General features: G+C 49.5%; 22 protein-coding genes. 7 read left to right on the plus strand and 15 right to left on the minus strand.

Features of this window, described 5'->3' with window-relative positions:
- Positions 1-328: 328 nt before the first annotated feature.
- On the minus strand, positions 329-1954 hold the full coding sequence (locus L9P87_RS15855) for a sulfatase-like hydrolase/transferase (RefSeq protein WP_237445738.1): 1626 nt from the start codon (positions 1952-1954) through the stop codon (positions 329-331).
- Positions 1955-1968: 14 nt separating this feature from the next.
- Positions 1969-3399: an MBL fold metallo-hydrolase gene (locus L9P87_RS15860; protein ID WP_237445739.1), complete on the minus strand. Its 1431-nt coding sequence runs from the start codon at positions 3397-3399 to the stop codon at positions 1969-1971.
- Between the two features lie 497 nt (positions 3400-3896).
- Between L9P87_RS15860 and L9P87_RS15865 the strand changes: the two genes are divergently transcribed.
- Both L9P87_RS15865 and L9P87_RS15870 read left to right on the plus strand, forming a co-directional pair.
- Complete coding sequence (locus L9P87_RS15865) at positions 3897-4343, plus strand: GNAT family N-acetyltransferase (RefSeq protein ID WP_237445740.1); 447 nt, start codon at positions 3897-3899, stop codon at positions 4341-4343.
- A 25-nt stretch (positions 4344-4368) separates the two neighbouring features.
- Positions 4369-4809 carry a GNAT family N-acetyltransferase gene (locus L9P87_RS15870; protein WP_237445741.1) on the plus strand — a complete coding sequence of 147 codons (441 nt, stop codon included), beginning with the start codon at positions 4369-4371 and terminating at the stop codon, positions 4807-4809.
- Between the two features lie 283 nt (positions 4810-5092).
- Here L9P87_RS15870 and L9P87_RS15875 read toward each other — a convergent pair whose 3' ends face one another.
- Positions 5093-5551, minus strand: a complete 459-nt coding sequence (locus L9P87_RS15875) for a hypothetical protein (protein WP_237445742.1) — start codon at positions 5549-5551, stop codon at positions 5093-5095.
- A 336-nt stretch (positions 5552-5887) separates the two neighbouring features.
- On the opposite strand from L9P87_RS15875, the gene L9P87_RS15880 reads away from it, so the two are divergent.
- On the plus strand, positions 5888-6349 hold the full coding sequence (locus L9P87_RS15880; RefSeq protein ID WP_237445743.1) for a hypothetical protein: 462 nt from the start codon (positions 5888-5890) through the stop codon (positions 6347-6349).
- Positions 6350-6423: 74 nt separating this feature from the next.
- Here L9P87_RS15880 and L9P87_RS15885 read toward each other — a convergent pair whose 3' ends face one another.
- The 3 genes from L9P87_RS15885 to L9P87_RS15895 all read right to left on the minus strand — a co-directional run bounded on the left by L9P87_RS15885 (position 6424) and on the right by L9P87_RS15895 (position 12902).
- Positions 6424-8976 carry a hypothetical protein gene (locus L9P87_RS15885; RefSeq protein WP_237445744.1) on the minus strand — a complete coding sequence of 851 codons (2553 nt, stop codon included), beginning with the start codon at positions 8974-8976 and terminating at the stop codon, positions 6424-6426.
- A 193-nt stretch (positions 8977-9169) separates the two neighbouring features.
- Entirely contained in the window at positions 9170-11389 is a 2220-nt protein-coding gene (locus L9P87_RS15890; RefSeq protein WP_237445745.1) for a TonB-dependent receptor, read from the minus strand.
- A gap of 478 nt (positions 11390-11867) precedes the next feature.
- On the minus strand, positions 11868-12902 hold the full coding sequence (locus tag L9P87_RS15895) for an alcohol dehydrogenase catalytic domain-containing protein (protein ID WP_237445746.1): 1035 nt from the start codon (positions 12900-12902) through the stop codon (positions 11868-11870).
- Positions 12903-13120: 218 nt separating this feature from the next.
- On the opposite strand from L9P87_RS15895, the gene L9P87_RS15900 reads away from it, so the two are divergent.
- The 3 genes from L9P87_RS15900 (at position 13121) to L9P87_RS15910 (ending at position 15975) form a co-directional block, all read left to right on the plus strand.
- Positions 13121-13882 (plus strand): SDR family NAD(P)-dependent oxidoreductase, encoded by a 762-nt coding sequence (locus L9P87_RS15900; protein ID WP_237445747.1) that lies wholly within the window; start codon positions 13121-13123, stop codon positions 13880-13882.
- Between the two features lie 95 nt (positions 13883-13977).
- Positions 13978-14757: a ThuA domain-containing protein gene (locus L9P87_RS15905; RefSeq protein WP_237445748.1), complete on the plus strand. Its 780-nt coding sequence runs from the start codon at positions 13978-13980 to the stop codon at positions 14755-14757.
- 30 nt (positions 14758-14787) lie between these two features.
- A complete protein-coding gene (locus L9P87_RS15910) occupies positions 14788-15975 on the plus strand; it encodes an acyl-CoA dehydrogenase family protein (RefSeq protein WP_237445749.1) in 1188 nt (395 codons plus the stop codon).
- Between the two features lie 138 nt (positions 15976-16113).
- On the opposite strand, the gene L9P87_RS15915 is transcribed toward L9P87_RS15910, so the two are convergent.
- Positions 16114-16620: a nuclear transport factor 2 family protein gene (locus tag L9P87_RS15915; protein ID WP_237445750.1), complete on the minus strand. Its 507-nt coding sequence runs from the start codon at positions 16618-16620 to the stop codon at positions 16114-16116.
- Positions 16621-16642: 22 nt separating this feature from the next.
- Positions 16643-17425 (minus strand): SDR family oxidoreductase, encoded by a 783-nt coding sequence (locus L9P87_RS15920; protein ID WP_237445751.1) that lies wholly within the window; start codon positions 17423-17425, stop codon positions 16643-16645.
- Between the two features lie 315 nt (positions 17426-17740).
- Between L9P87_RS15920 and L9P87_RS15925 the strand changes: the two genes are divergently transcribed.
- A complete protein-coding gene (locus tag L9P87_RS15925; RefSeq protein ID WP_237445752.1) occupies positions 17741-18247 on the plus strand; it encodes a pyridoxamine 5'-phosphate oxidase family protein in 507 nt (168 codons plus the stop codon).
- 169 nt (positions 18248-18416) lie between these two features.
- Here the strand turns inward: L9P87_RS15925 and L9P87_RS15930 are convergent, their stop codons facing one another.
- The 7 genes from L9P87_RS15930 to L9P87_RS15960 all read right to left on the minus strand — a co-directional run bounded on the left by L9P87_RS15930 (position 18417) and on the right by L9P87_RS15960 (position 26925).
- Complete coding sequence (locus tag L9P87_RS15930; RefSeq protein ID WP_237445753.1) at positions 18417-19670, minus strand: cytochrome P450; 1254 nt, start codon at positions 19668-19670, stop codon at positions 18417-18419.
- Between the two features lie 174 nt (positions 19671-19844).
- Entirely contained in the window at positions 19845-20768 is a 924-nt protein-coding gene (locus L9P87_RS15935) for an alpha/beta hydrolase (RefSeq protein WP_237445754.1), read from the minus strand.
- 104 nt (positions 20769-20872) lie between these two features.
- Positions 20873-21385, minus strand: coding sequence for a pyridoxamine 5'-phosphate oxidase family protein (locus L9P87_RS15940; protein WP_237445755.1), 513 nt, complete (start codon positions 21383-21385; stop codon positions 20873-20875).
- A 76-nt stretch (positions 21386-21461) separates the two neighbouring features.
- The gene (locus L9P87_RS15945) at positions 21462-22217 is read right to left on the minus strand and encodes an SDR family NAD(P)-dependent oxidoreductase (protein WP_237445756.1); all 756 of its coding nucleotides are present in this window, start codon (positions 22215-22217) and stop codon (positions 21462-21464) included.
- 142 nt (positions 22218-22359) lie between these two features.
- Positions 22360-23502 (minus strand): acyl-CoA dehydrogenase family protein, encoded by a 1143-nt coding sequence (locus L9P87_RS15950; protein ID WP_237445757.1) that lies wholly within the window; start codon positions 23500-23502, stop codon positions 22360-22362.
- 40 nt (positions 23503-23542) lie between these two features.
- A complete protein-coding gene (locus L9P87_RS15955) occupies positions 23543-25684 on the minus strand; it encodes a 3-hydroxyacyl-CoA dehydrogenase NAD-binding domain-containing protein (protein ID WP_237445758.1) in 2142 nt (713 codons plus the stop codon).
- Between the two features lie 32 nt (positions 25685-25716).
- Positions 25717-26925, minus strand: coding sequence for an acetyl-CoA C-acetyltransferase (locus L9P87_RS15960; RefSeq protein WP_237445759.1), 1209 nt, complete (start codon positions 26923-26925; stop codon positions 25717-25719).
- Positions 26926-26944: the final 19 nt, after the last annotated feature.

The following is a 26944-nucleotide window of genomic DNA, read 5'->3' on the forward strand; positions in this document are numbered from 1 at the left end:
GTCGCTGTTTGGCAGAGCAAAACAGTGGCCAATAAATAATTGTCGAAAATATTAACAGTTACTGGTCGCGAATATAAGTTTATATATTAATGTTTTATCTAAAAACTTAGTAGTGGATGGCAGAATCTCTGTGATCTACTTCCGTATTCTTGAGCTAACTGTTTGACAAAGTTGCATGATTTATAAGTGCCTGCCGGAATATATAAAAAGTAAGAATGGCTGGGTATAAAAATACCGACAGAGAAAACTCTGCCGGCAAAGCGTTTTGCCCGCGGGCAAATAACAGTATTGCATAGCCTAGGGGGTCACTATGCAAAGACCTGGTCTGTTAGCTGTTGGGTCGGCAGATGCCGAGCAGCCAGCGCTTGGGCACACAGTCATAGATCAGACGACCATTTTCGCCGTGCATCATATCGAGCGAGCGCAGCGCATGCTTGGGTGGCATACCACGGGCGGTGTCAGCCTGTAAATCGGCGGTGGCATTGGGGTAGCTGACCCAATCCTTTGGCGCTCTCCAGCCTGGTGGTGGCACCAGATTAGAGCGGGTGCCATTGACCGGGTAAAGCATCCGCCACTCGTGGATGTCTGCAGCCAGCTCCTGTACGACATCAGGGTTGGCCTCGGCGAGGTTGTTGTGCTCGTAGGGATCATCCTCTATATGAAACAAGTAGTTGGTGACATCGGCGGATAATAGGCCCTGCTCAATTTGTTGTACCAGCTTCCATTTCTCGTTAAAGGCAGTGGCACTGACCGAGCCGCGAATCGGCGTCTCGGAGGCAAACTTCACGGTGTCGTCAAGCATAATAGTCTTGCCTTCGGTGATCGCTGGCAGCATATTGCGGCCATCGAGCTTGAAGTGGGTGTTGGTCTCGACCGAGCTGGCGGCGGCCAGTGTCGGGAATACATCCATCACCGTAATAATGCTGTTGACCTCAGTCCCGGGCTTGATCTTCTCAGGCCAGCGGATAACCGTGGGGACGCGAATACCGCCCTCGAAGGTATCGCCCTTGCCGCCACGCAGCGGGAAGTTGTAAGCACCGGCACCGGCGTAGGTGGCACCGCCGTTATCACTGAAGAACATCACTATAGTGTTGTCGGCGATACCTTCTTTATCGAGGGTGTCGAGTATCTTATTAATCGATTGGTCCATGGCATCGACCATGGCCGCATAGATGGGGCGCGGGTTGTCCTGCATGGTAATAGCGGCAAGCATTTGGGTGCGATCGGAGTTCTTCGAGCGGCTCTTCTCGGTGTTATCGTTGAGACCCTCATACTTCTTGATCAGCGCCTCAGGTGCTTCCACCGGGGTGTGAGGTGCCAGGAAGGGCAAATAAAGGAAGAACGGCTTGGTCTTGTCTCGGTTTTCAATCCAGCGATTGGCTTCCGCCGCGAGTAGGTAGGTTTCATAACCCTGGTCATCGATGGTGACGCCGTTACGCTGAAAATCACGACCACCCTGGTTTTCAAACGGTGGGAAATACCCGACTTCAGTGTGCAGGTGTCCGTAGAAGTGATCGAAGCCACGGCTGTTGGGGGTAAAGGTTTCCTGGGCGTGACCCAGATGCCATTTACCGACCATGGCGGTTTGATAACCGGCAGCGGAGAACGCCTCCGGCATCATGGTTTCATCGGGGTGAACACCGTTGTTCGACCACGGCATAATCGTGGCGTAGACAATACCGAGCCGGATTGGATCGCGGCCGGTCATCAAGGCGGCGCGGGTCGGCGAACAGGTGGGCGCTGTATAGAAACGCCCCAACTCAGCACCTTCGTCGGCCAAGCGGTCGAGGGCAGGTGTTTCTATCGGTGCACCATGGAAGCCAACATCGGCCCAACCGAGATCATCGGCGACCATGACGATGACGTTTGGCTGCTCGGGGGCTGCCTGGGCGCTGGCGGCGATTAACGCCGACAGTGCCAGCGGGATTAACCGCAGTGTTTTATGCAATAACATCGGATAGCGCTTCCTTATTGTTGTGCTAGTTTGGCTTCGGTGATGGCGATACGGCTCTTTAACCAGCCTGTTTCGCTGAAGTTACTCCCCGTTTTATAGGCGTTTTCAAGCAGTTGCTGTAAGGCGGCCAAACGAACTGCCTCGGATTCGGCGGTGCTGCCAGATCCGCCCTCGGCCATTTCGACCAGGTGCAGCGCCTTAACCGGTTCCTGCTGCGCCAACTTCTGGCCGGCGCGGGCTAACAGCTTGTCGCTACCGCCAGCGAGTTCGGCGACATCAACGTACACCTCACGGGTCGGCACAGGGTAGAGCTCAGTGGTCGACTCGAAGTGGAACCAGGTGCTGTAGTTTTCCCAGATGCTGCGGACGTTCCAAGAAACCTTACCGTGGCCCTGGGTGAGACCTAGCTCCTCGGGTAATTGGATCTCTTCCATTAACTGCCATAACGACTTGCCTGCATTCATGCCGGCAACGGTTTCATCGTGGATGTAGCGGGTGACCTCGCGCATGGCGTATAGATCTTGCTGCAGTTGCTCTTCGCCGACAATCGGGTCGAAGTGGCTGGGCAGAATCAACTCTGGCTTGAGGGCAATCATGGTGTCGAGCGAGTTGATGTACTTGATGGGGTCGCGGAACTTCTCACCACGCAGGGTGAACAGATTCGGTACCATGGGGAATAATGGGCCAAACACGTCACCGGTAAACAGTGCCTGCTCGTTCTCTACCCACATCACGATATTGTCCTCACCCTCGGCCCCCGGAGTTGGCAATACCAGAAACTCGGTGTCGCCGAGAGTGAAGCGGTATTCGTCACCGTCGGCAATGGTAATGTCTGGCACGATGTCACCAAAGGCAAAAATAGAGCCGGCTTCCGGTGGGTGCTCAGGCATAAAGGTATACAGTAGGCGGTTGCGGCCCCAGAAATAGTTTTCGAGGTCTTTCAGGTAGCGCTGGCCCTCGATGAAGTTGCGGTGGGTGATGATTTTGGCGTCGGGGTACTCGTTGCGCCAGAAGTTGGTGGCGCCGATGTGATCCTGATGCGAGTGAGATAGCACGATGTATTTGAGCTCACCCGGTGCGGCCTCCTGCAGTAAGCGCTTCTGTTTGGCACCCTGGGTCGCCAAGCCGGCATCGAAGATGACGTTGCCTTCCGAGGTGGCGACTAAGAAGCTGTTGGCCACGCCCTTGGCGCGATAGATGTTGTTGCCGAAGGTATCGACCTCAATCTCAATGTGGTGTAGGCCTGAGACGGTTTTAACTCCGCCCTCTTCGTTGGCCTCGGTATTGCTGGCCATATAGCTATCGGCCAAGCCACCGACGATTTCGGCCTTGCGTTCTTCGATGACACGCTGGGTGGTTTCGTTGCCGAACAGTAAACCGACACCGATGCCAACGGCAACAGAGGCGGTAATAGTGGCAATCATTTTAACGGGGAAAGAGCTCATAGGGCACGACCATGTTGTGATTGTTGTTGGTTGAATTTGTTATGTTGGTATTACAGCAGAGTGGCGGTGGTTTATGCTATCGGCCGATGGATTTGCACAAAGGAAAACTATTTCTCCCTCGGGGAAATAAATTTAACCAATAAAATCAGAAGCTTGAAATAATTTGTAAGGCAGTAGAAATTGACGCCTCTGACACTGAGAGGGCGGTAAACAGGCCGATTATTCCTGCTCGCAGCAAAAAATGCTGGGTTGCGCAGAGCTGAAAATACGACGTCAGGGAGCGGCTGGCGGTGGTGATTGTGGTGGTTTTGCGAGGGCGACATAGGCTGGAAATATCACCAGGCAGTAACGCCTTATTTTGGAGGGGAAGCCAACAGCCGCCGATCCGTGTATCATCGGCGGCTAAAATAATGATAACGTGATTACCCCTCGGGTTTGCAGCGGCAAATCTCAGTAGGATTTATTGTCCAACGGGTTGATAACTTTGGAGTTCTCCGGTGAATCTACAATTTAGGCCATATACTGCCAGCGATGAAGAGGCCTGTATGGCGCTGTTTGATGCCAACTGTCCCGAATTCTTCGCTCTCAACGAGCGCAAAGATTACGTCGAGTTTCTCGCCGCCAAGCCGGCAGGCTACGAGTTGTGTCTAAAAAATGGCAGGATTGTCGGCGCCTTTGGCCTGTTCGGCCTCGGTGCTGCCCGTGGCTGTCTCGATTGGACACTGATTAGCCCCGCCTGCCAGGGCGGCGGCATCGGCTCGTCGGTGATGGAGCGGGTCATTGTTGAGGCCAAGGCGGCTCAGATTGCCGTCATCGATATTGCCACCAGTCACAAGGCCTATCGTTTCTTTGAGAAAAAAGGCGCGGTTAAGATTGGCGAACAACTCAATGGCTGGGGTCAGGGCATGCACCGCATCGACATGAAGTTAGCCGTGGGCGTCTAGCCAGGCCTGATGCCAGGGAGGCAGTATGATCGAAGTGGTTAACGCCAATAATATAGAGCAGGTGTTGCCGTTGGTACGCGCCTATCAACAGTTTTATCAGGTGGCGGATATCTGCGACGATAACAATCGCGCGTTCTTTTCGCAGTTTGGCGACACCAACCCCAGTGGTTGTCAGTTTCTGTGTCGTGATGGCGATAAGGTGGTCGGCTTTGCCACTGTTTACTTTACCTTCACCTCGACCCTTGCCAAAAAAGTTGCCGTACTCAACGATCTCTATACCCTAGAGGAATGCCGCGGCAAGGGTGTTGGGCGAGCATTGATCGAGCACTGTCGGCAGTTTGCCGGTGAGGCTGGTGCGGCACGGTTACAGTGGGTAACAGCGACGGATAACACTACGGCGAAAAAGCTCTACGACTCGCTAGACACCGCCAGCCGCGATTGGACGTTTTATACTTATAACACCTAACACATTACTCTAGACGCAGCTCCGTCAGTAACGCCCCGCTGCTCATCATTGTGCACGCCACTCTGTGCGCCCCATCACTCTGCACGCCACTCCGTCAGTCACACCCCGCTCCTGTCGCTGCGCTTTTTGAAGTCGCTGGCAATGACTGACTGCGCGGCTTAGGTTGGGTGTTTGAGGCTGGTGTAAAGACTACCGCGCTTGTTGAAAGGATTTTCCCAAACAATTGCCCCAAAATTGGGAATAGTTTTTACTAAATATTCACCCTAAATATTCCTAGATAGTTCTATAACTCTGATTCGACTCTATTATGAAGATTATTCAAATAATCATGCAACTGATCTTTCTCAAATGCTTGAGAGGTTGAAGCTGATAGCTTTAAGCCTATATGTTTTTCATCGGTATAGATCGTTGCATAAATATTAGCTCCGAAGCTTATAAGATTGGCGGGCGTTCTTGCTTGTACAAATGTAATTTTAGTTGCAGATTTAGGCGGTTCTACCGATACCCATGCTTCTTTATCATCAGATAAATCTTGGGCATCAACCCCAGCTAACACAAGAAGAAAAAAATCATCACCAGATAATCTCTTTGTTTCTGTCGTTTTAGATACCAATTTCGTGGTCCATTTAGATTTATTAATAGCGGATGTTACCGACTTCACTACGTCTTCATGAGATGAGTTAAATTGATAAGTGTAGCTTTCCGCAACTTCCTGTTTGCTTAGAGTTTCAATATTGTTCAAATTGGAGCAACCTGAGCAAAATATTACTAATGCGAAGATTACGTAATTATTTAAAGTTTTCATACTATATATTTTCTCTTTTATAATTATGAACTGGTTTTATCTATTAGATTAAACTATTAACCTGCTGAAAAAAATGGCTTATTTGTTTTTTTACATTGTTTCAGGCTTGTGCGGAAAGAGGCGGAATTACGCGTTTTGTTGTTTTTATACAAAGTGTTGGGTTAGATGTAAACGAAGATCCTAAACCTACAGGGAGGTATTCATGGCGTTCTCTGCGGTGGTATAGTTGGGCGATAGAGCCACTCAATCCACAATAAAAACGAACCACTATTTATGAGCCTTTGGAAAGAACTGTACGATATTGTCGCCAGTGAGCGCAGCCGCTTGCAGAGTAAAGATGCCAACAAGCAGGCAGTGTTGTTTGAGCTAAAAAGCAATTTGGATTTTTTGGCCGATGGCTTAAAGAATGATATCGCGGCGAATAAACTGGTGTTGGGCTTGGAGTGCCAGGCCTTCGATCAGGGTATTACTCGTGGCTTTAGCTTAAACAGCTTGGCCAATAGGAAGGCGAGTGCTAAGACGGTGGCCGGCTTTGCTGAATTTAAAAAATACATCGGCAAGGATAGCGAGTATTTGATCAACAACGCCTATTTAAAAATTGCCTCGTTGAAAAAATTAGTGCAAGCAGATAATAAAAAAGACTACTCATTAAAAGTAAAATCACTGTTTCGTTTTTTAGTCTTCGTTGTTGTTCATATCGAGGGTAGTGTTTTGCAGGCTAAGAAAGGGAAGTGAATTTTTATTGTTGTTCTTAATTTTTAAACAAAAAAAATGGCAGGGTTTCCCCTGCCATCTAACCTACCCAATACTTACTGTGCAGTAAGAATATCGCTAATGCGGGTATAGTGCTCGCCATTGCCATTAATGCTGGCGGCAAAGTAGTTGTTAAACATCAGGTGCAAGGTGTTGTCAGTAACGTTAGCAAACTGAGTCCAGTTGCCTGTGGCGTCAGTAGACTTCATCTTTAGATGCATATTGTACTTCGGCGCACTGATACTATAAGTATCGTGGGTACCGACCAAGGTCCACTCAGGGTCTTCGAAGGTCCAGCTGTCCACGTTAACCACGCTTAGGACATCGCCAGAACAGTCAGCACCAGAGTAAGAGACGCTTTTATCAACACGTACACCGTCCTGAATAACCACCATACCGCGAGCGTTATCGACACGACACTCATCGTTTAGCCAAAGCCCATTCAGGCCTGGGTAATCAGTGCGATGACGGACGAACAAGCCACGAGGTTCTGGATCACCCTCTACAGCGTTGGCTAGCTGACCATCTTCCAAGGCGATAGTGTCTTGATCAACCGTGCCGTCTGGATGGGTATAAGTCACATTGTGAGACTCGTAGCCGCGTGAGTTGATAAAGGTATCGTTCACCTGCATATCCCAGTTTAAGGCAACCGATGGGTTGTTAACCAGTGAGGTATCGAAGTCTGCACACTGACCATCGGAGAAATGCTTGGTCATTAACGCCATGTTGTTACCGTGACGGAAAGTCAGGTTAAGCTGGTACGAGGTACCGTTATTACGCACGTGACAAACGCTGTCAAACTGACCGTTGTACTTGTTACCCTCGTTACGGTTAGTTTTGAAGGTTTGTAAGAAGGTAATCAAATCAGCTCTGTCTTCAGCAGAAAAACTACAACCGAACTCGTGACCCTTGTTAGAGAAAATAGGGTTGGCTGCTAAATGCTCTTCCATTGTTGGGTTGGGATTCTCAGCCGTCGGTATAACCGTGGCGTAGCTGGTGCGATCGGCCGCACAGCCCAACAGAGATTCTAGGCTATCGATAGAGCCATTGTGCAAATAGGTACGATCATCCCACAGTGAGATAAAGCGTGGCGCCTTAACCTTGCGAGTCACCTCACCGGTAACACCAGCAGGGAAACGCTCAGCAATCAGCGCAATACCGTTTTCCCAACCGCCGGCACCGTCAAAGGCATCGGGATCCCAAACAGGGTTGTAGATGTTGGCGTGTTCAGCTTCAACATTCACTTCTGCGTGTGCATACGGACGTGATGTTTCACCGCCTGGGCCGTTGTGACAGCTGGTACAGTTGCTATCGAAAATGGCTTCACCACGTTTTGCCGCTGCGGTATCGAAGCTACGATCTGTCGGTAGCGAAGGCTCGTCGATCGACTCCAGATAGCGAACCAATGGCAGGTAACGGTATTCTTTTACCCAGTAGTTATATTCATCACGGCTCTCAGGGGTATCGGGGTCGCTGACGGTCATGGTGATGAAACCGCGAATGAATTGAATCAGAGAGTAACCACCGCCGTTCCAGCCCAAGCCTTGTTGTTCATTAAAGCCGAACTGCTTGAGTACGTTTGGATCGGTAGGAATGGCGCCATTGTTCATCATGCGGGTCATCGCATGGACACCGTCATCCTGCATTGGGCGAACAAGGAAATCCTGCACACCAGGCCAGGTTGCCCAGTTAACCAATTGCTCTTCCGGGGTGGACTGGATAGAGGCGAGGTCTTCAGGTACAGAACCGGCTAAAATTACCGCATTTACGTCGTTAAGAAATGCATTCTTAGCAACGTCTTGGCCGTATTTCGCATTTGAATCGGCAACCGCTTGAGCCACGCTGGCCATTAAGCCATCGGGATCATGGGCTTCACCTGGAATACCCAATAAGGTCGACAAAGGCAGCTGACCTTGAGCCGCCGTCATGCGCGCATAATCAAAATCGGTAGAGGCAATACCGACGGCAAAATTACCATCGTCCATCTGCTTGAAGTGACAAGAGCTACAGGTGAATGAGTAAACTTTAATGGCGTCAGCAGGGTCGGCTGCATTGCCAAAATCACCACTACTGTGGGCAATGCCGACAGGTAGCTGGCGGGTGCCAATCTCTGGGTTTGATGCCGGTGCTGGAATTGTTGCCACGGCATTCGGGTCTTCATACATACCGAAGTTAGACATGCCTGGACCCATGAAGTCATCGAAGTACTGGAGCATCCAGTCAACCATAACCTGTGGCGCACCCGTGGTGTCGAAGTGGCCGTAGAAATATTGATACTTACCGCATGACAGCAGCGTTTGACGGTCGTAAGTATCAACAAAGTTGTCGATGATGTAGATTTCACGATCCGATAAATCGGCTAATGACGCCTCTTCATCGCTGATGCCGCTCAGTACATCGGCATTATCGATGAGGTATTGATCCAGGTCGGCTTGATATTGATCACAGGCAGGCTTGGTCACGTCCCACTCAATAACCGTTGCCAAATCAGGCCCCACGTCATTGGTGAAACCGTTATAGGATTGATAACCCGGCAGAACATCTGCGTGGGCGGTATTCCAACTGAGCAGTGCGGACACTGCTAGCAGGACAGGTGTTTTTTTTAACATGATGTAACCCCTAGTTTTTATTTTTTTAAAATGTCCCTCCTGTACCAGCTTTATGACTCAGGACATTGGTTTCCAGCATAAGTACTAATATCAACTGTGGTTCCTTCACTTAAGCACTTTTATGGAACAAGTAAGCCCCCAACCCTAATGCGTTGGAGGCTTTAACTAAAACTCCTTTACTAACTTTTTAACATTAGAAATCAGCAACAAGCTCTACACCGAAGTTACGCGGCGCATTGTATTGACCAAAGGCTGCGAAAGTTGGAATGACCACGACGCGGGCGTAGCGTTCATCACTCAAGTTACGGCCGTAGGCGCTGATTCTGTAGTTCTCAGCAACCGTCAGATCGATACTGGCGTTATGAATACCCATTGCCTCAACTTCACCGCGAGGGTCGTTGTCGATAACGGTTTGGTAGTCATCTGTCCAGCGATAGCTGTAGTGGAGGCCAAGCTCACCAAAACCAACATCCTGGTAATAATCGGCGCCTGCGGCAAAGGTATATTCAGGTGCGTTACGCAATTCTAAATCAGAGTTGTCGGTAGGCTCTTCAATAGCGCCACCGTCAATGTCTGCATAGAAGTCTTTAAAGCTGGCATCCAAATAACCGGCGTTGGCATAAACACTTAAGCTGTGTGTTAGCTGCGCCGTTGCTTCAAGTTCAACACCTTGAAGTACAGCATCTGCGGCATTTCGTATTACGGTGTTAGCGCTTTGGCCAGGCACAGAGACTATGACGTCCTCTTGCTTGTCTTGATAGTCGCCATAGAACAAGGTGCCGTTTAGACGTAAACGGTTATTCCACAGCTCAGTCTTTACACCGGCTTCCCAGCTGTTAACCGTCTCTGGGTCGTAACCGTCGGCATCAGGCACGGTTGAACGAGCGAAGTAACCACCGCTGCGGAAACCTTCCGAGTAGGAGACAAAGGCCATCACGTCATCGGTAAAGTTATACTGCAGAGCAACCCGTGGCGAGAAGTTGGTCCAGCTTTGGTCAAACTTTTCTTCAGGGCCATCTGGGGTAATAGGAGTACCGTCAGCCATCTTAATGCCAGCAGCATAAGTGGTGATTGTTTTCTCTTCATCGGTATAACGGCCACCCAGGTTTAGTATCAAGTCCTCGGTAATGTTCCAGTCGACGTTAGCAAACAGTGAGGTGGCGGTGTTGGTACCGGAGTTATCAAGGTGTTGAGTTGCTCCCGGTGGCATGCCAAACCAATCCCACATCTGGTAGCTGGTCTGATTCTGTTTATAATCAGAGTCCCAGTAGTAGGCACCAAAAGTAGCGAAGATGTTATCGGTCAGCTCACCAGAAGCACGGAACTCCTGGCTGAACTGGCTGTATTCGCTGCCGGTGTTGACATACATAAACTCAATTGAGTTTGCGTCATACTCGAGGCGGGCATCCTCATCGCGGCTTACCGCACCGGTAATAGACGTTAAGGTCCAGTCGGCGACGGTCCAGTTCATGGTCAATGCGGCAAAGTCATTGGTGGCAGAAGCGCTGTTAGGGCCATTGGTCGAGCTATGGTCTTCATCGCTGTTAGGATCTGACTCGGCACAACCTTCAGGCATTCCGGCAGTAAGCGCTGGAAGCATACATGCCAGCTCGCTCATTTCATTGAAGTTTGAGAAAGCACCCCAGTCAGAATCATCTTCGATACGTTCGAGTGTTAAAGCAATATCGAAGTTATCACCGATATCGAATGCCGCAGTGGCACCAAATTGCTGAAAATCAGTACCGCCAACATCACCACCATAGACGTCGTTTTCGATGTAGCCATCGCTTTCAGACTTGGTGGCAAAAAGTTTCAATCCACCGGCTTCGGTTAAAGGCAGGTTAACCACGGCCTTGGCTTCAAGCAGGCCAAAGTTATCGGCACCGACTTTGACCTTGGCGCCAAATTCTTTGGTTGGCTCGCTACGAACGATGTTAAGAGCACCACCGACGGTGTTCTTACCGAACAATGTGCCCTGGGGGCCACGGAGTACTTCAATACGCTCGATGTCGAAGTTGTCCATCAGCTGACCGGCGGCGGTACCGATGTAGACACCGTCTAGGATAACGCCGATCGGTGGATCCAAGCTCTTATCGGGTTCCTGGAAGCTAACACCACGAATAGAGATTGAGGCTGCACTACTGGCCGGCGTCATGTCGATAGACACGTTGGGCACGTAATTTTGTAGATCTTTTATATTTCGAACCGCTGAGTTATCCAGCTGAGTTGTAATAGCGGTAACCGATACCGCGACATCCTGCAAAGATTCCTCACGCTTACGCGCGGTGACGATCACCTCTTCAAGTGCAATTTCACCCTGCTGTGCGTAGGTGTTCGAAGAGAACGCCCCCACAGCAGACACAGCACTGGCCAAAGCCAGCATTGCTGAAATGTTATTTTTTATTTTTATCATTTCCATCTCCATACGAATTTCAAATACTACCGCTTGTTTAATGCATCTCCGGGTCGATTGATTGACCGCTGCTTTTACTTTTTTTGGAGACTCCCCCTTCCTGTTTTTTAATTCTGTCGGATGACAATACCACCAAACGATTAAAACAAACAGTACAGATTGTTTTATAGTAAAAGCAAAATTGTATAAATTGCAACCAGAAATTGAAAGAAGTTGTAATTTTTTTCGATTTTCGCGCAGCAATCAGGTGGGCAGGAGAAAAACCGGCAGCCAGAGCGAGCAGGCAGGCACAGGTGACGCCCACAGCTCCCTCTAGGCGGGCTGCCCAGAGGGGGGGGATAAAATAAACGGATCGGATCGAGTTTGAGAATTTTGCTTCAATCGAACCGGATAATGAGAATTGATGCTAACGTTTTTGCCAAATGAAAAAGCAGGTGGTCCTTTGTCGAGTGACAAAAACGCTTTGATTCACCCCCAATTAATCCATTTTGGCGATGACCTTACACTGATCGCTGGGGGTTTTAAGCGCCTCAAAGGCGTCGGGCAGGTCGTCCAAACTGACCACATCGGTAATCATCGGCGAGACGTCAATACGGCGATTAGCCAGCATTGCGATCGAGGTTTCAAAATCGTCTTTATCGTAGGCAATGGCAAATTGAATATTGAGTTCTTTGATTAAGCCAAAGAACGGCATAATCGCATCGGGCTTTTCGCAGACACCGACCGGAATAATTTTTCCGCCATAGGGGGCCATCTCAATACATTGCTGCAGCAGGCCTGGCGCGCCAACACACTCAAAGATAATATCAGGCGGTGCGCCTGCCACATCACAAAACTGTGTTAATAAATCTTCCGCTCCGGCGGTCAAATCGGGCTTGATGACGGCGGTGGCTCCCATCTTCTTGGCCAGCTCGGCCCGGCTGTCTGCTAATTCGCTGACGATGATGTCGCGGGCGCCAAAAAACTTAGCCCACAGTGCCGTGGTAAGGCCAATTGGGCCCGCTCCCATGATAAGAATACGGCTGCCAGCGGTGAGTTGCGCAACCCGAACGGCGTGCAAACTGACGGCCAGTGGCTCCACTAAGGTGGCTGTTTGTAGGTCTAGCTCATCGGGCAGAATCAAGGTCTCACGACTGCCGGTGGTGACAAACTCGGCAAAGCCGCCCTGATCGTCCACACCGGAAACTTTCTTATTGGCACATTGGAAAAATTTCCCCGAGGCACAGGGTAAACATTTGCCGCAGGCGATAAAGGGCATGGCGCAAACGCGATCACCGACCTTCCAGTTGCCTGATGATTCGCGGCCCACTTCGACAATTTCGCCGACATACTCATGACCTAATATCTGATCACAGCAAGCGGTGGTCAGGCCTTCTCGGGTGGCGTGTAAATCAGTGCCGCAGACGCCGCAATAGGAGACTTTTACCACCAGTTCTGATGACTCAGGAGCCGGATCGGCAACCTGTTCTACGTGTAAGGGTTGTCCAACTTCTTTGAATACCGCTGCTTTCATTGTGTTATCTCAGCCTCAATTTTTTATTATTACTTAGCGGTGTTTTTCCACCACTTCTGTGATCCACACTAGCCCACAGAAAATAAACAGTCAATTCTGATTGTTTTTGTTTTTTAGCTTTGATACCGTGATTTCAGTCACTGATTGAGTCATAACAATAACAACAGCCCGCGAACGGCATCGAAGTGGAACCGTTGCGGCATTTTTAGGAGAGCACTATGGACCTCGGACTATCTGGAAAAAAAGCCCTGATTACAGGTTCTACTCGCGGCATTGGCCGTGCCATCGCTAACTTGCTGGCTGACGAGGGCGTTGATTTAGCCATCTGTTCTCGCAACCAGGCAGAGGTTGACACTGCCGTCGCTGAACTCAGCGCCAAGGGCGTAAAAGTTACCGGTGCCGTTGTCGATGTAGCCGATAAGGCGTCATATCAGGCATGGGTTGCCAGCGCTGCTGATGAACTCGGCGGCTTAGATATCTTTGTACCCAATGTCAGCGCCGGCGGCGGTGATATGTCAGATGAAGGATGGATTAACGGCATTAACATCGATGTGTTAGGCACTACCCGCGGTATCGAAGCGGCCATGCCATACCTGGAAAAGTCATCGGCCGGCTCTGTCGTTATTATCTCCAGCACCGCTGGGGTGGAAACCTTTATGGGGCCGCAGCCCTACAATGCACTCAAGGGCGCCTTAGTCATCCACGGCAAACAGCTTAGCCAAGCTCTGGCTCCTCAGGGTATTCGCGTTAACTGTGTGTCACCGGGTCCTGTGTATATTGAGGGGGGTGCCTGGGAGTACATCAAAGAAAATATGGCCGATCTTTATAATGACACTGTTGCCCAAATTCCACAGGGTCGCATGGGCAGTGCAGAAGAGATTGCCAATACGGTTGCTTTCTTGGCCAGCCCAGCTGCCAGCCTGATTACCGGCGTCAACCTTGTCGCCGACGGTGGTTTCACCAAGCGCGTTCAGCTGTAAACAGTCACGGCCAGCGATAACAACAATGGCCCCGATAGCCAGGCTGGTAGCACACCAGCCTGGCCAGCCTCTTATTTAAAGTAAGGTATCAACCCATGTCAAAGAGCGATCGTATCGATGTGTATTTCATCGCCGGCGGCAAGTACCACAATATCGACTATGCGCGACTAGAAATCATGAAGTTACTGGCTGAGCAAAGCCAGATTAAAGTGCGAGTCAGTGAAGATTTCAGTGATATCGACGCCATCTGCGCCTCGGATTTTCTGATCACTTATACCTGCGATATCATTCCTACTGCCGAACAAACGGAACGCCTATGCGACTATATGCGCAGCGGCAAGAAATGGTTTGCATTGCATGGCACCAACTCAATTCTACGCTTCCTGACCAAAGAGGATGGCAGCTTTACGGTTGAGTGCCCAGAAGAGAACAAGCCTTTCATGGAAATGCTGGGCAGCCAATTTATGGCCCACCCACCTATTCAGGAATATCAAGTACAGGCGACCGAGCCCGATCACCCGCTGGTTAAAGATATTCCGACCTTTACCGTAGATGACGAACTGTACCTGTGTGAATTCCACGGTGAATACCAGACGTTACTTCACACCGAATGGTCTGAGCCGGTCGAGGAGTTTCTCTCCGACAGCTGGATGAAAGAAGACGCTATTCAGCCTGTCCTCTACATCCACCCCTATGGCAAGGGTCAGGTGCTGTATCTGACACTGGGACATTGTCGTGGAAAATATGACATGCAGCCGTTGATCGAGGAATACCCCGCCCCCGAACATGGCGCTTGGAAGACCGAAGAATTCTACGAGTTGCTCAGGCGTGGTATCGCTTGGGCGATGACCGACGAAACCCAAACAGACAGTTAATCAGTCGCAATAAATTTACAGGTTAAACCGATGAATTTAAATTTCACCGAGAGTGAACTTCAGTTTCAGGATGAAGTCAGACAGTTTCTCAATGATCACCTCCCTGCCCATATTGTTCAGGCCACCGGCAATAACAGTTCGGTGTTTGTCGACAAGGCTATTGCGCTAGAGTGGCAGGAGATCCTCGTTAAAAAAGGCTGGGCCGTGCCACAGTGGCCGGTAGAGCGAGGCGGCACAGATTGGACGCCTGCTGAAAAGTATATTTTCAGTAAAGAGTGTTATCTCGCTGGCGCCCCCATGCTCATTCCACTCGGGTTGCTGATGTTAGCGCCTGTTATTATGGCGTTTGGCACCGAAGAGCAAAAAGAAGAGTATCTACCGAAGATCCTCAGTGGCGAGCATTACTGGTGTCAAGGTTACTCTGAGCCTGGCTCTGGCTCTGACTTGGCCAGCTTGAAACTGAAGGCGGAATCCGACGGTGATGATTATATTCTCAACGGTTCTAAAATTTGGACTACCCACGCTCACTATGCCGACCATATCTTTTGCTTGGTGCGAACTGACAATAGCGAACGGCCACAAAAGGGAATCAGTTTCCTACTGATCGACATGAATACCCCAGGTGTTAAGGTCGACCCGATTATTACTATGGCCGGCGATCACGAAGTGAATCAGGTGTTTTTCCAGGACGTGCGAGTACCAAAGTCCAACCGTATTGGCGAGGAAAACAAGGGCTGGACCTACGCCAAGTATCTGTTGGAATTTGAGCGCGGCGGCGGCTTTTATTCACCCCGCATCACCTATGAACTCAATCACCTGAAATCATTAATCGGTGAACAAAAAGCGAAAAATCCAAGCTTTGACAGCAGCGGTAGCATCCAAGAGAAGGTTGCCCGTATCGAGATCAATCTTAAGGCATTGGAAATCACCGAGCTTCGCATTTTATCTGACGTTAGCAGTGGCGGTAACCCCGGCCCTGAGTCTTCTATCATGAAGGTTACGGCGGTGGATATTGAGCAGGCAGTCAGTGAATTGGCGGTGGAAGTCATCGGCTACGAAGGTGTGGCGATGACTCCGCCGGCAGATAACACCGGTTATCGTGAAGATTTCATTAGCTCAGTGGTGCCGAGTTATCTTAATACACGCGCAGCGTCTATTTTCGGTGGCTCACAGGAGGTTCAGCGAAATATCATCGCCAAGATGGTACTCGGTTTATAAACGACCGAAGTCGACAAAAAACGCCATAGCCGAAAGGCTATGGCGTTTTTTTTATGCGCTAAAAAAGCGCTGATATAATGTGTTAGTTGTTAAGAACTTGGCTGCGAGCACAAGACTAGCTCGCGGCCAACAGCCATCTTAGGCGGCGTTTTCAGCCGCTCTTTGTGCCGAGCGGGCAAACAGTTCGGCCTCACCAGAGGTCCAATGTACCGCCAATTTTGACCGGATTATCTTCCAGCCGGCATCGGTCTGTCGATAGTGATTAGTGTACTCTCCGACCAGACGAACGACATCGCCATCCAGTGCGTGTAAAAGCTCTGGGTGACTAAAGATCACGTGATCGGCATCGAGATAGACTCTACAGCAAGCCGTATCACCCTCGAGGCTGATACGATGGTTCGTCATCGTATGGCGAGTGATGTCAAAGCCATTGATAGCACTCTGCAATACCTTGACCCAATCGTCTGCCGACTGTAAAACATCAGGGGCTCCACCGGCGGCGCTCAGCTCACCGTAATCCAGTGCTACCTGGTCATCGAAGCAGGCGCGAACCATTGCCCAGTTCTTGCTATCAATACCTTCAGCGTAGGCATTACAGCTATCGATCAACGACTGCTGCAGTAATAATGCATTTGTATCAGACATGTTGTGTCATCCTATTCAGCGGTTAACCCGCGGCACCGGTCATGGGCACCGCGCCCTCAGTAATCGTGGTGGCATTGTCCACAACCATTTCTGCACCGTTGACGGCCTTGGATTCATCCGAGGCTAAAAACAGCACCATATTGGCCACATCATCCGGTTGACCAACCCAAATACCCGACATTTCTTCAGCAGTAACAGGGTCTATTTCGGCGAAGGTAGTCTGCATTTCGATCAGCATGGGGGTTTCCATATTGCCGGGATGAACCGAATTACAGCGAATACCGTAACCGGCCTGGGTGCTTAAGCAGGCAATAGATTTAGTCATGCCACGAATGGCGCTTTTGGAGGCTGCATAGGCGAACACCAAGGGGGCTCCCATAATAGAAGCCGTCGAACACATATTGATGATAGAGCCGCGACCCTTGGGCTTCATGACGCGCAGGGCGTGCTTACAGCCGAAAAAGGTGCCGTCTGTCCCCACGGCGTTCACTTTGCGCCAAAGGGCCTCTGTGGTGTCTTCAATGGTCGCCAACTCGGCAATACCGGCACAGTTTACTAACACGTCAAGTTGGCCGTGTTCGGATATGACCTGATCGGCCAGTGTCTGCCATGCTTGTTCTGAGGTTACATCCATACGGTAAAAGCTGGCCTGTGCGATATCGGCGGCGGCGGTATTACCCAGTGCTTCATTAATATCAACCATGATGACTGTGGCGCCCTCCAGGGATAAGCGCTTAGTAATTGCCAGGCCTAAGCCCGATGCTGCACCTGTGACTATCGCCACCTTGTTCGCTACTCTATCCATAATCCGTTCTACCTCTCTAGTGTAATTATTATTTTAGATAACTTAAGACAAACTGTATTTCGATTGCTGAATTTGATGATGTCGTCAATCTGTCTATCGTGCCATGACGACGGGCAAAGGCAAGCTATATACGCCGGAAAAACCCCGTCAAGCATTGCAAAAAAATCAAGCCGTGATAGCCTGACTAAGAAACAGTCAGTGCGTACGGTTTGTTTGATATTAAAGGAATATTAAGGGTGAGTAAACGTGCTGAGTAACACTAAATAAGATAATAAAGTTAAAACGTAAATCGAGTAGCAAACGGAGTGATAGCGGATGAGTTCTGAAAAAGTAGAAAACTACGACGACGTAACAATGTATGGCTTAACGGCCTCAAAAGAAGAGTTATTACTGCAGAAGCAAAATGAATTAACGTTTATCTGGAGCAATAAATCTGGCCACGGTGTTGGCGTGACAATGAGTTACATTTGGCGTAACGGTCGTATCTGGTGTACTGCGACTGAGCAGCGGGCGCGTATGAAGGCATTGGCCCGTGACCCCCGTTGCAGTGTGGTGATATCCAGTGCTGGCACCGACATCGATGTCAGCCAGTCAATTACCTTTAAAGGCACTGCAGTATTGCATCGCGATCAGGCGACCAAGGACTGGTTCTATCCTGATTTTTCACGCAGTGTGCACAGCCCTGCACCAACGCCGGAAGATTTTGCCAAGCTACTGGATACCGATTGCCGAATTATTATTGAGGTTGTACCAGAGAAATCGATCAAATTTGACGGTGGAAAAATGCGTGAAATGACAACTGCTGCCTTAGAAAACAGCTAGTACTTTTAGGGTGCTCGACAATGTTAAACATTGTCGAGCACTATAATTTTTACAAAAAAAAATTCAAACCAAAAAAGCCACCATCCTGACCAAGTTTAAGGATAGCGGCTGAAAAGACCTAAATGTAAAGCTATTCAGCGCCAGCCAAATGACCGACGCCTGTAACGATTTATGGCTCGATAACCACGCGAATTTCTTCCAGCCCGCGCAATAAAATATTAGGCATATACTCGAGATCCTCATCGGCTTCGGCAAGGCGGAAATTACTGCTATTGGCAAACAGTCTTTCCCAGGCAATCGTCATTTCTAATTTTGACAAATGCTGACCAATACAGACATGAGAACCGAAACCGAAGGCAATATGACGCTTAACATTCTTGCGTGTCACGTCGAACTTCAGAGGCTCGTCAAACATTTTTTCATCGTGGTTTGATGAGAAATATTTAAGTAGTACTGTTGAACCAGCAGGGATGGTAGTACCGCCAAGCTCGTAGTCGCTCTTACAAATACGCCACATATTTGATGTGGGTGATGCAATACGCAATGACTCGTCAACAAGATTGGGTATCAATGACAGATCTTCGCGAATCATTTTCTGTTGATCGGGGTTGAGGCAAAGCTGACGCATGCTTTCGGCCAGGGTCGCTGTCGTTGTTTCGTTACCGGCTACCATGAACTGCGTACAGTGCGAGAGTTGCTCTTCGATGGTTAATGGACGACCCTCGAAGGTGGCTTGCGAGATGAAGGTAATCAAGTCATCACGTGGGTTTTCTCTGCGGTCGTTCAACGCATCAACAAACCAATCGTATTCGTCTTTAAGGCCAGCATGGGCAGCTAATAAGGTTTCTTTGTCGCCAACTTGAGAGAGCGTGGTGACGTTATCGACAGTCCATTTAAACGCCTGATCGCGCATGCTTAATGGCATGCCTAAGACGTGCATAATAACGGAAAGTGGTAAAGGTCGAGTAAAGTTCTCAATGAAATTGAACGGCTCGTTTTTAGGCAGTGTTGAGAAAAGTGTATCTGCTAGGTCTTCAATCCATGGGCGATACTTAGCAACATTGTTAGCCAAGAAAAAAGATTTAAGCTCGTCGCGGTAGGTTTTATGCGCTGGGTCATCAATGGTCACCAACGTGCCTTTTCCCAGATCATAAGTGCGGGACATTGCCTCGGCAATATCTTCGTCCAGCTCTTGATTAGCACCCAGGGCCAGGGTGAATTCATTGGAGAAAACTTCCGGCGCCTTATGCGCTTCACGTACTAGATCGTAGGTGGATACGACATAGACACCAGACTCAGGATCCTGGTAGACAGGACTGGTATCACGTAATGTTTTGTCGTAGTGGTAAGGGCATTTAAGCGTTTCGCTGTCGAAGAGAGTCATCTCTGGCAGTGTTTTGTTATTATCTTTTGGTGAAATCACGAAAAATCTCCATAACTCGTTTTAAATGATTATGTTGCAGCACTAAAAACAGTCAGTTGTGATTGTTTTGATTTATTATGGCGCAACATTAAAAAACAGTCAACCCTGACTGTATTGTAATATGCAATTTATCTGTTTTTTTGCTGCCAATGAAGATGTTAGAGCACTGTACACTCAGTTATCGGCGCTAGGTATTGCCTTTGATACGGTGGAATCATCGGTAACTTTGGCTAAAAAATGCTGTACTCGGGCTAGTGCATCACCCTGGCTGAAGCGATAATCGCCATGGGTATAGCCGCGATAATGATAAAACTCTGAGGGGATATCATGTGCTAACAAAGCCTGGTGCATCAACTCACTGTGCAGCAGCGGTACCACCGGATCGTCATCGCCATGCAGTAATAATGCCGGTACCGATTGCTGATTTACATAGGCTATTGGATTGGTGCTGGCTGTCAGCGGATCACCGGCCACGGCCTGATGACCGAGGAGTCGGCCTATCGGTGAATCCTCATCTTGATAATCAATCAAGCCGTCGAAGTCGCCGACATTAAGAAAATCTGTTGGTGGATAAAAGGCAATCATTGCATGAATATGGTTTGATTGATTGTTGCACTCGCCCAAGCTGCCGTTGAGAAACTCATCATCGGCACTGGTACCGAGTATGCAGGCGGTGTGAGCACCCGCTGACATACCCCAGGCGATAAACTGTTCGGAGTTGATATTGAATCGCTTGGCGTTGGCACGTAACCAACGCACAGCAGCCTTGCACTCATGGGCTTGGACAGGCCATTGAGCGGCATCGCTAAGGCTATAGCTGACGCTGGCCAGGGCAAAGCCTCGTGACAGTTGCTTCAGCGCAGCGAGTTCAATGGATTCTCTGCTCCCCACCTGCCAACCGCCGCCGTGAAACCAGATGATTAATGGTGTGGCTTTATTGTCGCTGTTGTTCGGGAGAAATAAATCAAGCTTGAGGGGGAGGCCATCTCGTGTGGCATATTGATAGCTTTTAAAGGTGTGTTTGCGCCGTTCAGATTGCCCTTTAATAATACCGACAACCATCAACGTTAGAAATTTAATTTGACTGAATATCTTCACAACACACCCTACTGTTTCAATGTGATGGCCTGGCATAATCTATCCGTGATTCTAATAGCCAGTACTGACAAAGCCAGTACCGGCTTACCAAGAGATGTTAAGACTTAGACTTCTTGGCCTGGCACCTTGCCGGTATACGATGCTTGAGAAATCTTATCACCGTCAAACTTAATTGTTTTCTCCGGTACTAACTCTAAAACAACGCGTAGCGGGGTATCCAAGTGTACCATTGCAGCCTCAGGTGTCGGGGCTGGGTAGGGTGATATTACATCGGCCATGGCCGGGTAAAACCAATCTTTGGTGGCTTGATCTTCATGTATTTTAACCACGCCCTTATAGGTAATGGTTTTGCCTGCACCCATGTCGGTACCCATGCTTGAAATAACCACCGACGCACGCGGGTCACGGCGCAGCGCTTTAATTCTTGCCCGCTGACTGGTCGCCGTCAGCCAGATAGAACCGTCCTTGGCGACATAGTTCATGATGACGCCCAGGCCGTGGCCGGCTTTATTGGTCCAAATAAAATTACATTCGTTCTGCTTATCAAGCAGCTCTTGTTCACGTTCGTCAGATAATTCATAGACAGTAACGTCTTCATAACCCTGTGTTTTAGCCATGGTATTTTCCAATTATTATTATGTTCAGGGCGAGCAATTATTGGCTCGCCGCAGTCAAAAATGTGATTAACGAGATCTACACGCGCGGTAGATGTCCCATTTGTAAACCACCGGATAAGTCGATGACTTGGCCATTAATAAAGCCAGATCGTTTGTCATCCGCTAAAAACAATGCCGACTCTGCCATGTCATCCAGCGTTCCCATTCTGCCGGCTGGTGTTTCTCTCACGTGAGCTTGGATAATGGCATCCATGGTGAAAAGGTCACCGGTCATGTCGGTGTTAATCAGGCCAGCGGCTATCGAATTAAAGCGAATACGCTGTTGCTGATATTCCTGTGCTGCAACCTTGATGGCGTAATCGATACCCGCTCGAGCACCGGAGTAAGTCGCCATGCCTTCACCAGGAATACGGGCGGTGAGTGACGAGATGGTAATAACAGATCCGTCTTCCTTGATTGCCGCTGCTGCGTGTTTAAAGAACAGCAATGCACCGATAAAACTCACCTCTAGGGTGGGGCGAATAGACTCAGCGGTTAATTCGCTGATCATGCCCATTGAATAAATACCGGCCGAGTTCACCGCAATATCTACACCGCCGTAGACCTCAGTGGCGCGAGCAAATAATGCTTCAATTTGCGACTCATCACCCATATCACAGGATACTGCCAGGCCATTAATATCCGAGGCCAGTGTTTCAAGTTTCTCCTTTCGGCGAGCTGAAACAACGACATTGGCGCCTTCTTCTGCCAGACGTCGAGCGATGGCTGAGCCAAAGTTATGATCGCCTGAGGCGCCAACTACGACAGCTGTTTTTCCGTTTAACATTCCCATTATAATCTCCTACTGATTGGCATAGCACTGGCTACACTTTTCTATTTTTATTATTTAATGCACGTTGCCTTGTGCAATTTCATACCGCTGTACTCTCAAAATCAACCATTGAGCTTGTTGCCAAAACTGGCTGATTGTACTGCTACGCCAGACCTAAAGATCTTGCGATAATTTCTTTCATAATTTCCGAGGTGCCGCCAAAGATACGGGTAATTCTCGCATCACAGTAGGCCTGACTAATGGGGTACTCATCCATAAAGCCATAACCACCGAATAACTGCAGGCATTCATCGACAACACGGCCCTGCATTTCGCTGGAAAATAATTTTATTTTGGCTGCGTCTTCGGCACTGAGTTGATCGTCATTCAAGGCTTCGACACAGCGATCGATATAGACCTGACAAATATCTAACTCGGTGGCCATCTCGGCCATTTTGAATCGTGTATTTTGAAACTCTGCAACCGCTTGACCAAACGCCTGTCGTTCGTTGACATAGTCACGGGTCCAGTCAAAGGCCGACTGAGCAGAGGCATGGTTAATACACGATACAATCAGTCGCTCTTCGGCGAGACATTCCATCATATAGTTCAAGCCTCGACCTGGGTCGCCCAATAAATTAGCCTTGGGGATTGTCACGTCGTTGAAAAATAGCTCGGCGGTATCCTGAGATTTCAAACCCATTTTATTGAGATTGCGACCCCGTTCAAAGCCGGGCATATCGCGTTCGACGACTAACAAACCGATTTTCTCTTTACCTTCAACTTGAATCTTTGCCGCCACGATGACGTAATCGGCAAGTATGCCATTGGAGATAAATGTCTTGCTGCCGTTGAGTTTGTAGTGGTCACCACAGTCAACGGCGGTGGTCTTCATACCGCGAAGATCGCTGCCTGCGCCGGGTTCCGTCATGGCAATGGCGAGAATTTTCTCGCCGCTGATGCAACCGGGCAATAAGCGTGACTTCTGCTCGTCGTTACCAAACTTGTCGATATAGGGTGCGACCAGTGAACCATGCAAATGCAAGTAGAACCCGGTCTCACCGACACGGGCCATCTCTTCCATCATGATTTGAGAAAGACGAAAATCACGCAGACCTAAGCCGCCGTATTGTTCGTCTGCCCAATACAGTAGGAAGCCGTTTTCACCTGCCTTACGCCACACCTCGCGCGAGACGATACCATCCTCACGCCACTGCTCTTGATGCGGTACAACTTCTTTTTCGACAAAGCTGCGAAACGCATCGCGGAACATGGTGTGCTCTTCATTAAAACCTAAACGCTGCACAGTGAACTCTCCACTTGAATAGTTGAACTAGGCACACACATTAAAACTGTGTACCAGCTTCGGCCATTTGTAGTAATAACGCTGGCGGGGTGAATCTGTCGCCAAAGCGGTTTGCCAGATCCTGTGCGCGTTCAGCAAACTTTCTTACACCGACGCTGTTAACAAACTGCAGGTGACCACCGGTATAACGCGGGAAACCTAGGCCGAGAATGGAGCCAATATTGCAATCTTCTACGCTGCGCAAAACACCTTCTTCCAAACATCGAATGGCTTCAAGCGATTGACAGTACAGCAGGCGATCTTGGATATCTTGGTAAGAAATATCCTGTGTCTGCTGCGGCTGGATGTTACTAAGCTCTGGCCATAGGCGCTTGTTTTCACCCTGCGGATAGTCGTAATAACCACCGCCATGTGCGCGGCCCGAACGACCGTGTTCATTGACCATACGCTCCAGCCACTGGTAGGGCGCACGGTTGGTGTCATAGCTTTTACCGGCCTCTTCCAGCGCCAGTTTTGTCGCCTTTTTGATATCCAATAAAAGCTGCTGAGCGACTTCATCATTGGCGGCCAATGGTCCTACTGGCATGCCTGCTTGTTGTGCCAGGTTCTCGATCAGCGCTGGCTTAACGCCATCCTCAAGTAACCAACCGGCCTCATCCTGATAAATTTCATAGACGCGTGAGGTGTAGAACCCACGGCTGTCATTGACCACGATAGGTGTCTTGCGTAGCTGTTTAACGAAATCATAAGCCTTGGCCAGCGTTTCATCACTGGTCTGCTCGCCGCAGATAATTTCAACCAATGGCATTTTGTCCACCGGTGAGAAAAAGTGCAGGCCAATATAATGAGCTGGAGAGACACTGTGGGTGGCCAATTCGCTGATTGGCAGCGTCGAGGTATTGCTGGCAAATATTGTGGTGCTGTTTAACTGCTGTTGCGCCTCAGTCGTTACCTGATGCTTAAGCGCCTTGTTTTCAAACACCGCTTCAATCACCAAATCGCAGTCAGCCAAGTCGGCCATCTGATCGGTGGCCTGTATCAGGCTCAGCGTTGTTTGTTTGGCTTCCTCTGTTGAGCGGCCTTTGGCGATCAGCTTATCTAATACTGATTCGCTATAGGCTTTACCCTGCTGAGCCTTATCGGCACTGACATCACTCAGTACCACAGCGATGCCGGCGGTCGCGGCGCTATAGGCAATGCCAGCGCCCATCATGCCAGCACCAATGACTCCTAACTTAGTCACTTTGCTGCGTTCAAAACCTTCTGGGCGAGAAGCGCCTGCGCGAATTTTCTGTGTTTGGAAAAAGTAGGTAATGAGGTTTTTCGATTCAGGGCTGACGGCCAGGTAACCGAGGTAGCGACTTTCAATACGGCTGGCGGATTCAATATCAACGCGCATACTTTCGATGGCAGTATTGAGAATGGCGCTCTGTGCCGGATAAAGGCCTTTTTTCTGCGCCAATAATGTGGCACCGGCAAAGGGGATAAACGCTTCAACAGCACGGCTGTCGACGTTGCCGCCGGGGAAGGTAAATCCTTTCACATCCCAGCTCTGACAGGACTCAGGATTTTGTTTAATCCATTGACGAGCCTTGTCAATCATCGCCTCAGGGCTGTCGGCAATGTCATCGATCAAGCCGGCTTTTAATGCTGCCTGCGGGGTGAAGTTACGGCCATTGCTAAGCACGGGCAGGGCTGCCTGCAATCCTAACAAACGCACGGTTCTTACCACGCCGCCAGCGCCAGGCAATAAGCCTAAAGTCACTTCAGGCAGGCCAATTTGAACACTGCGATCATCCAGTGCAATACGGTGATGACAGGCCAAGCAAATTTCAAAACCGCCGCCCAGTGCCGCGCCATTAATTGCCACAACCACTGGCTTGCCCAGGGTTTCCAGGGTTCTAAGGCTGGCCTTGATTCTCATGCCAGTGCGACCATACTCGGCGGCTTGATGGGGTTCCAGCGCCAGGATTTCATCCAGGTCGCCGCCGGCAAAAAATGTTTTCTTACCCGATTTAACAATTACCCCGGCAATGTTATCAACGTCTTCTTCCAGTTGATTAACCGCCTGCTCCATGCCTTCGATATAGGCTGGATTCATTACATTGACCGAACGACTGCTGTCGTCCAGTGTCAGCGTTACAATATTATCAGCGTCTTTTTCTAACGTTACATATGTCATTTTAAAAACCTCTTATCAGCGTTGTAACGCTATTAAACTCGCTCAACAATGGTGGCAATACCCATGCCGCCGCCAATACACAAAGTGATCAGACCGAAGCGAGCCTGACGACGCTCCAGCTCTTCAATTACCGTACCCAAGATCATACCGCCGGTGGCGCCCAGTGGATGGCCCATTGCGATGGCACCACCGTTGACGTTGATTTTTTCATCGGGGATGTTGAGGTGTTTTTGAAAGCGCATGACCACAGAGGCAAAGGCCTCATTGAGTTCAAAAATATCGATGTCATCGACTGTCATGCCCGCCTTGCGCAACACTTTTTCAGCGGCCGGTGTGGGGGCTGTCAGCATAATGGTGGGCTCATCACTGGTCACTGCGGTGGCGATAATTTTCGCCCTTGGCGTCAAGCCTAATTCCTTACCCTTGGCTTCACTGCCAATCAATACCAAGGAGGCACCGTCGACAATACCAGAGGAGTTACCCGCGGTGTGAACATGATTAATCGCTTCAATTTCTGGGTAACGCAATTTAGCCACGTCATCCAACAACGCCTCACCGGGTTGTTTGAAAACGGCTTTGAGCTTGGACAGAGACTCGACCGATGAACCTGGACGAATCAATTCATCATGGCCGAGGATCAGTTCGCCATTAATGCCCCGAACAGGGATTATTTGATTATCAAAAAAACCATTATCGCGCGCATAAGCAGCACGTTCATGTGAGCGCGCAGCAAAAGCATCGACATCGGTACGGCTGAAACCTTCCAGTGTTGCGATAAGGTCTGCACCAATGCCCTGAGGAACATAATTCAGCTTTGCGTTAACATCTGAGTCGAGAATCCAAGCACCGCCATCGCTGCCCATGGTGACCCGTGACATCGATTCGACGCCGCCAGCGACAACCAAGTCTTCCCAGCCTGAGGCGATCTTCATCGCGGCGGTATTGACAGTTTCTAAGCCTGAACCACAAAAACGGTTGACCTGTTGACCGGCAACACTGACATCCCAGCTTGAGGCTAACAGGGCTAACTTAGGTAGTACTGCACCCTGTTCTCCAACAGGAGAAACGCAGCCCAAAACCACATCGTCGACCTGCGAGGTGTCGAGGTTGTTACGTTCTTTCAGTGCTTCAAGCAGACCGACAACCAGGTTGACTGGGCTGACTTCATGAAGGCCGCCACCGACCTTGCCCTTTCCTCTGGGCGTTCTTATTGCATCGTAAACAAATGCTTCAATAGGCATAACTTATTTCTCCAAAGTA

Source organism: Sinobacterium norvegicum, assembly GCF_923077115.1.
Taxonomy (GTDB): Bacteria; Pseudomonadota; Gammaproteobacteria; order Pseudomonadales; family Sinobacteriaceae; genus Sinobacterium; species Sinobacterium norvegicum.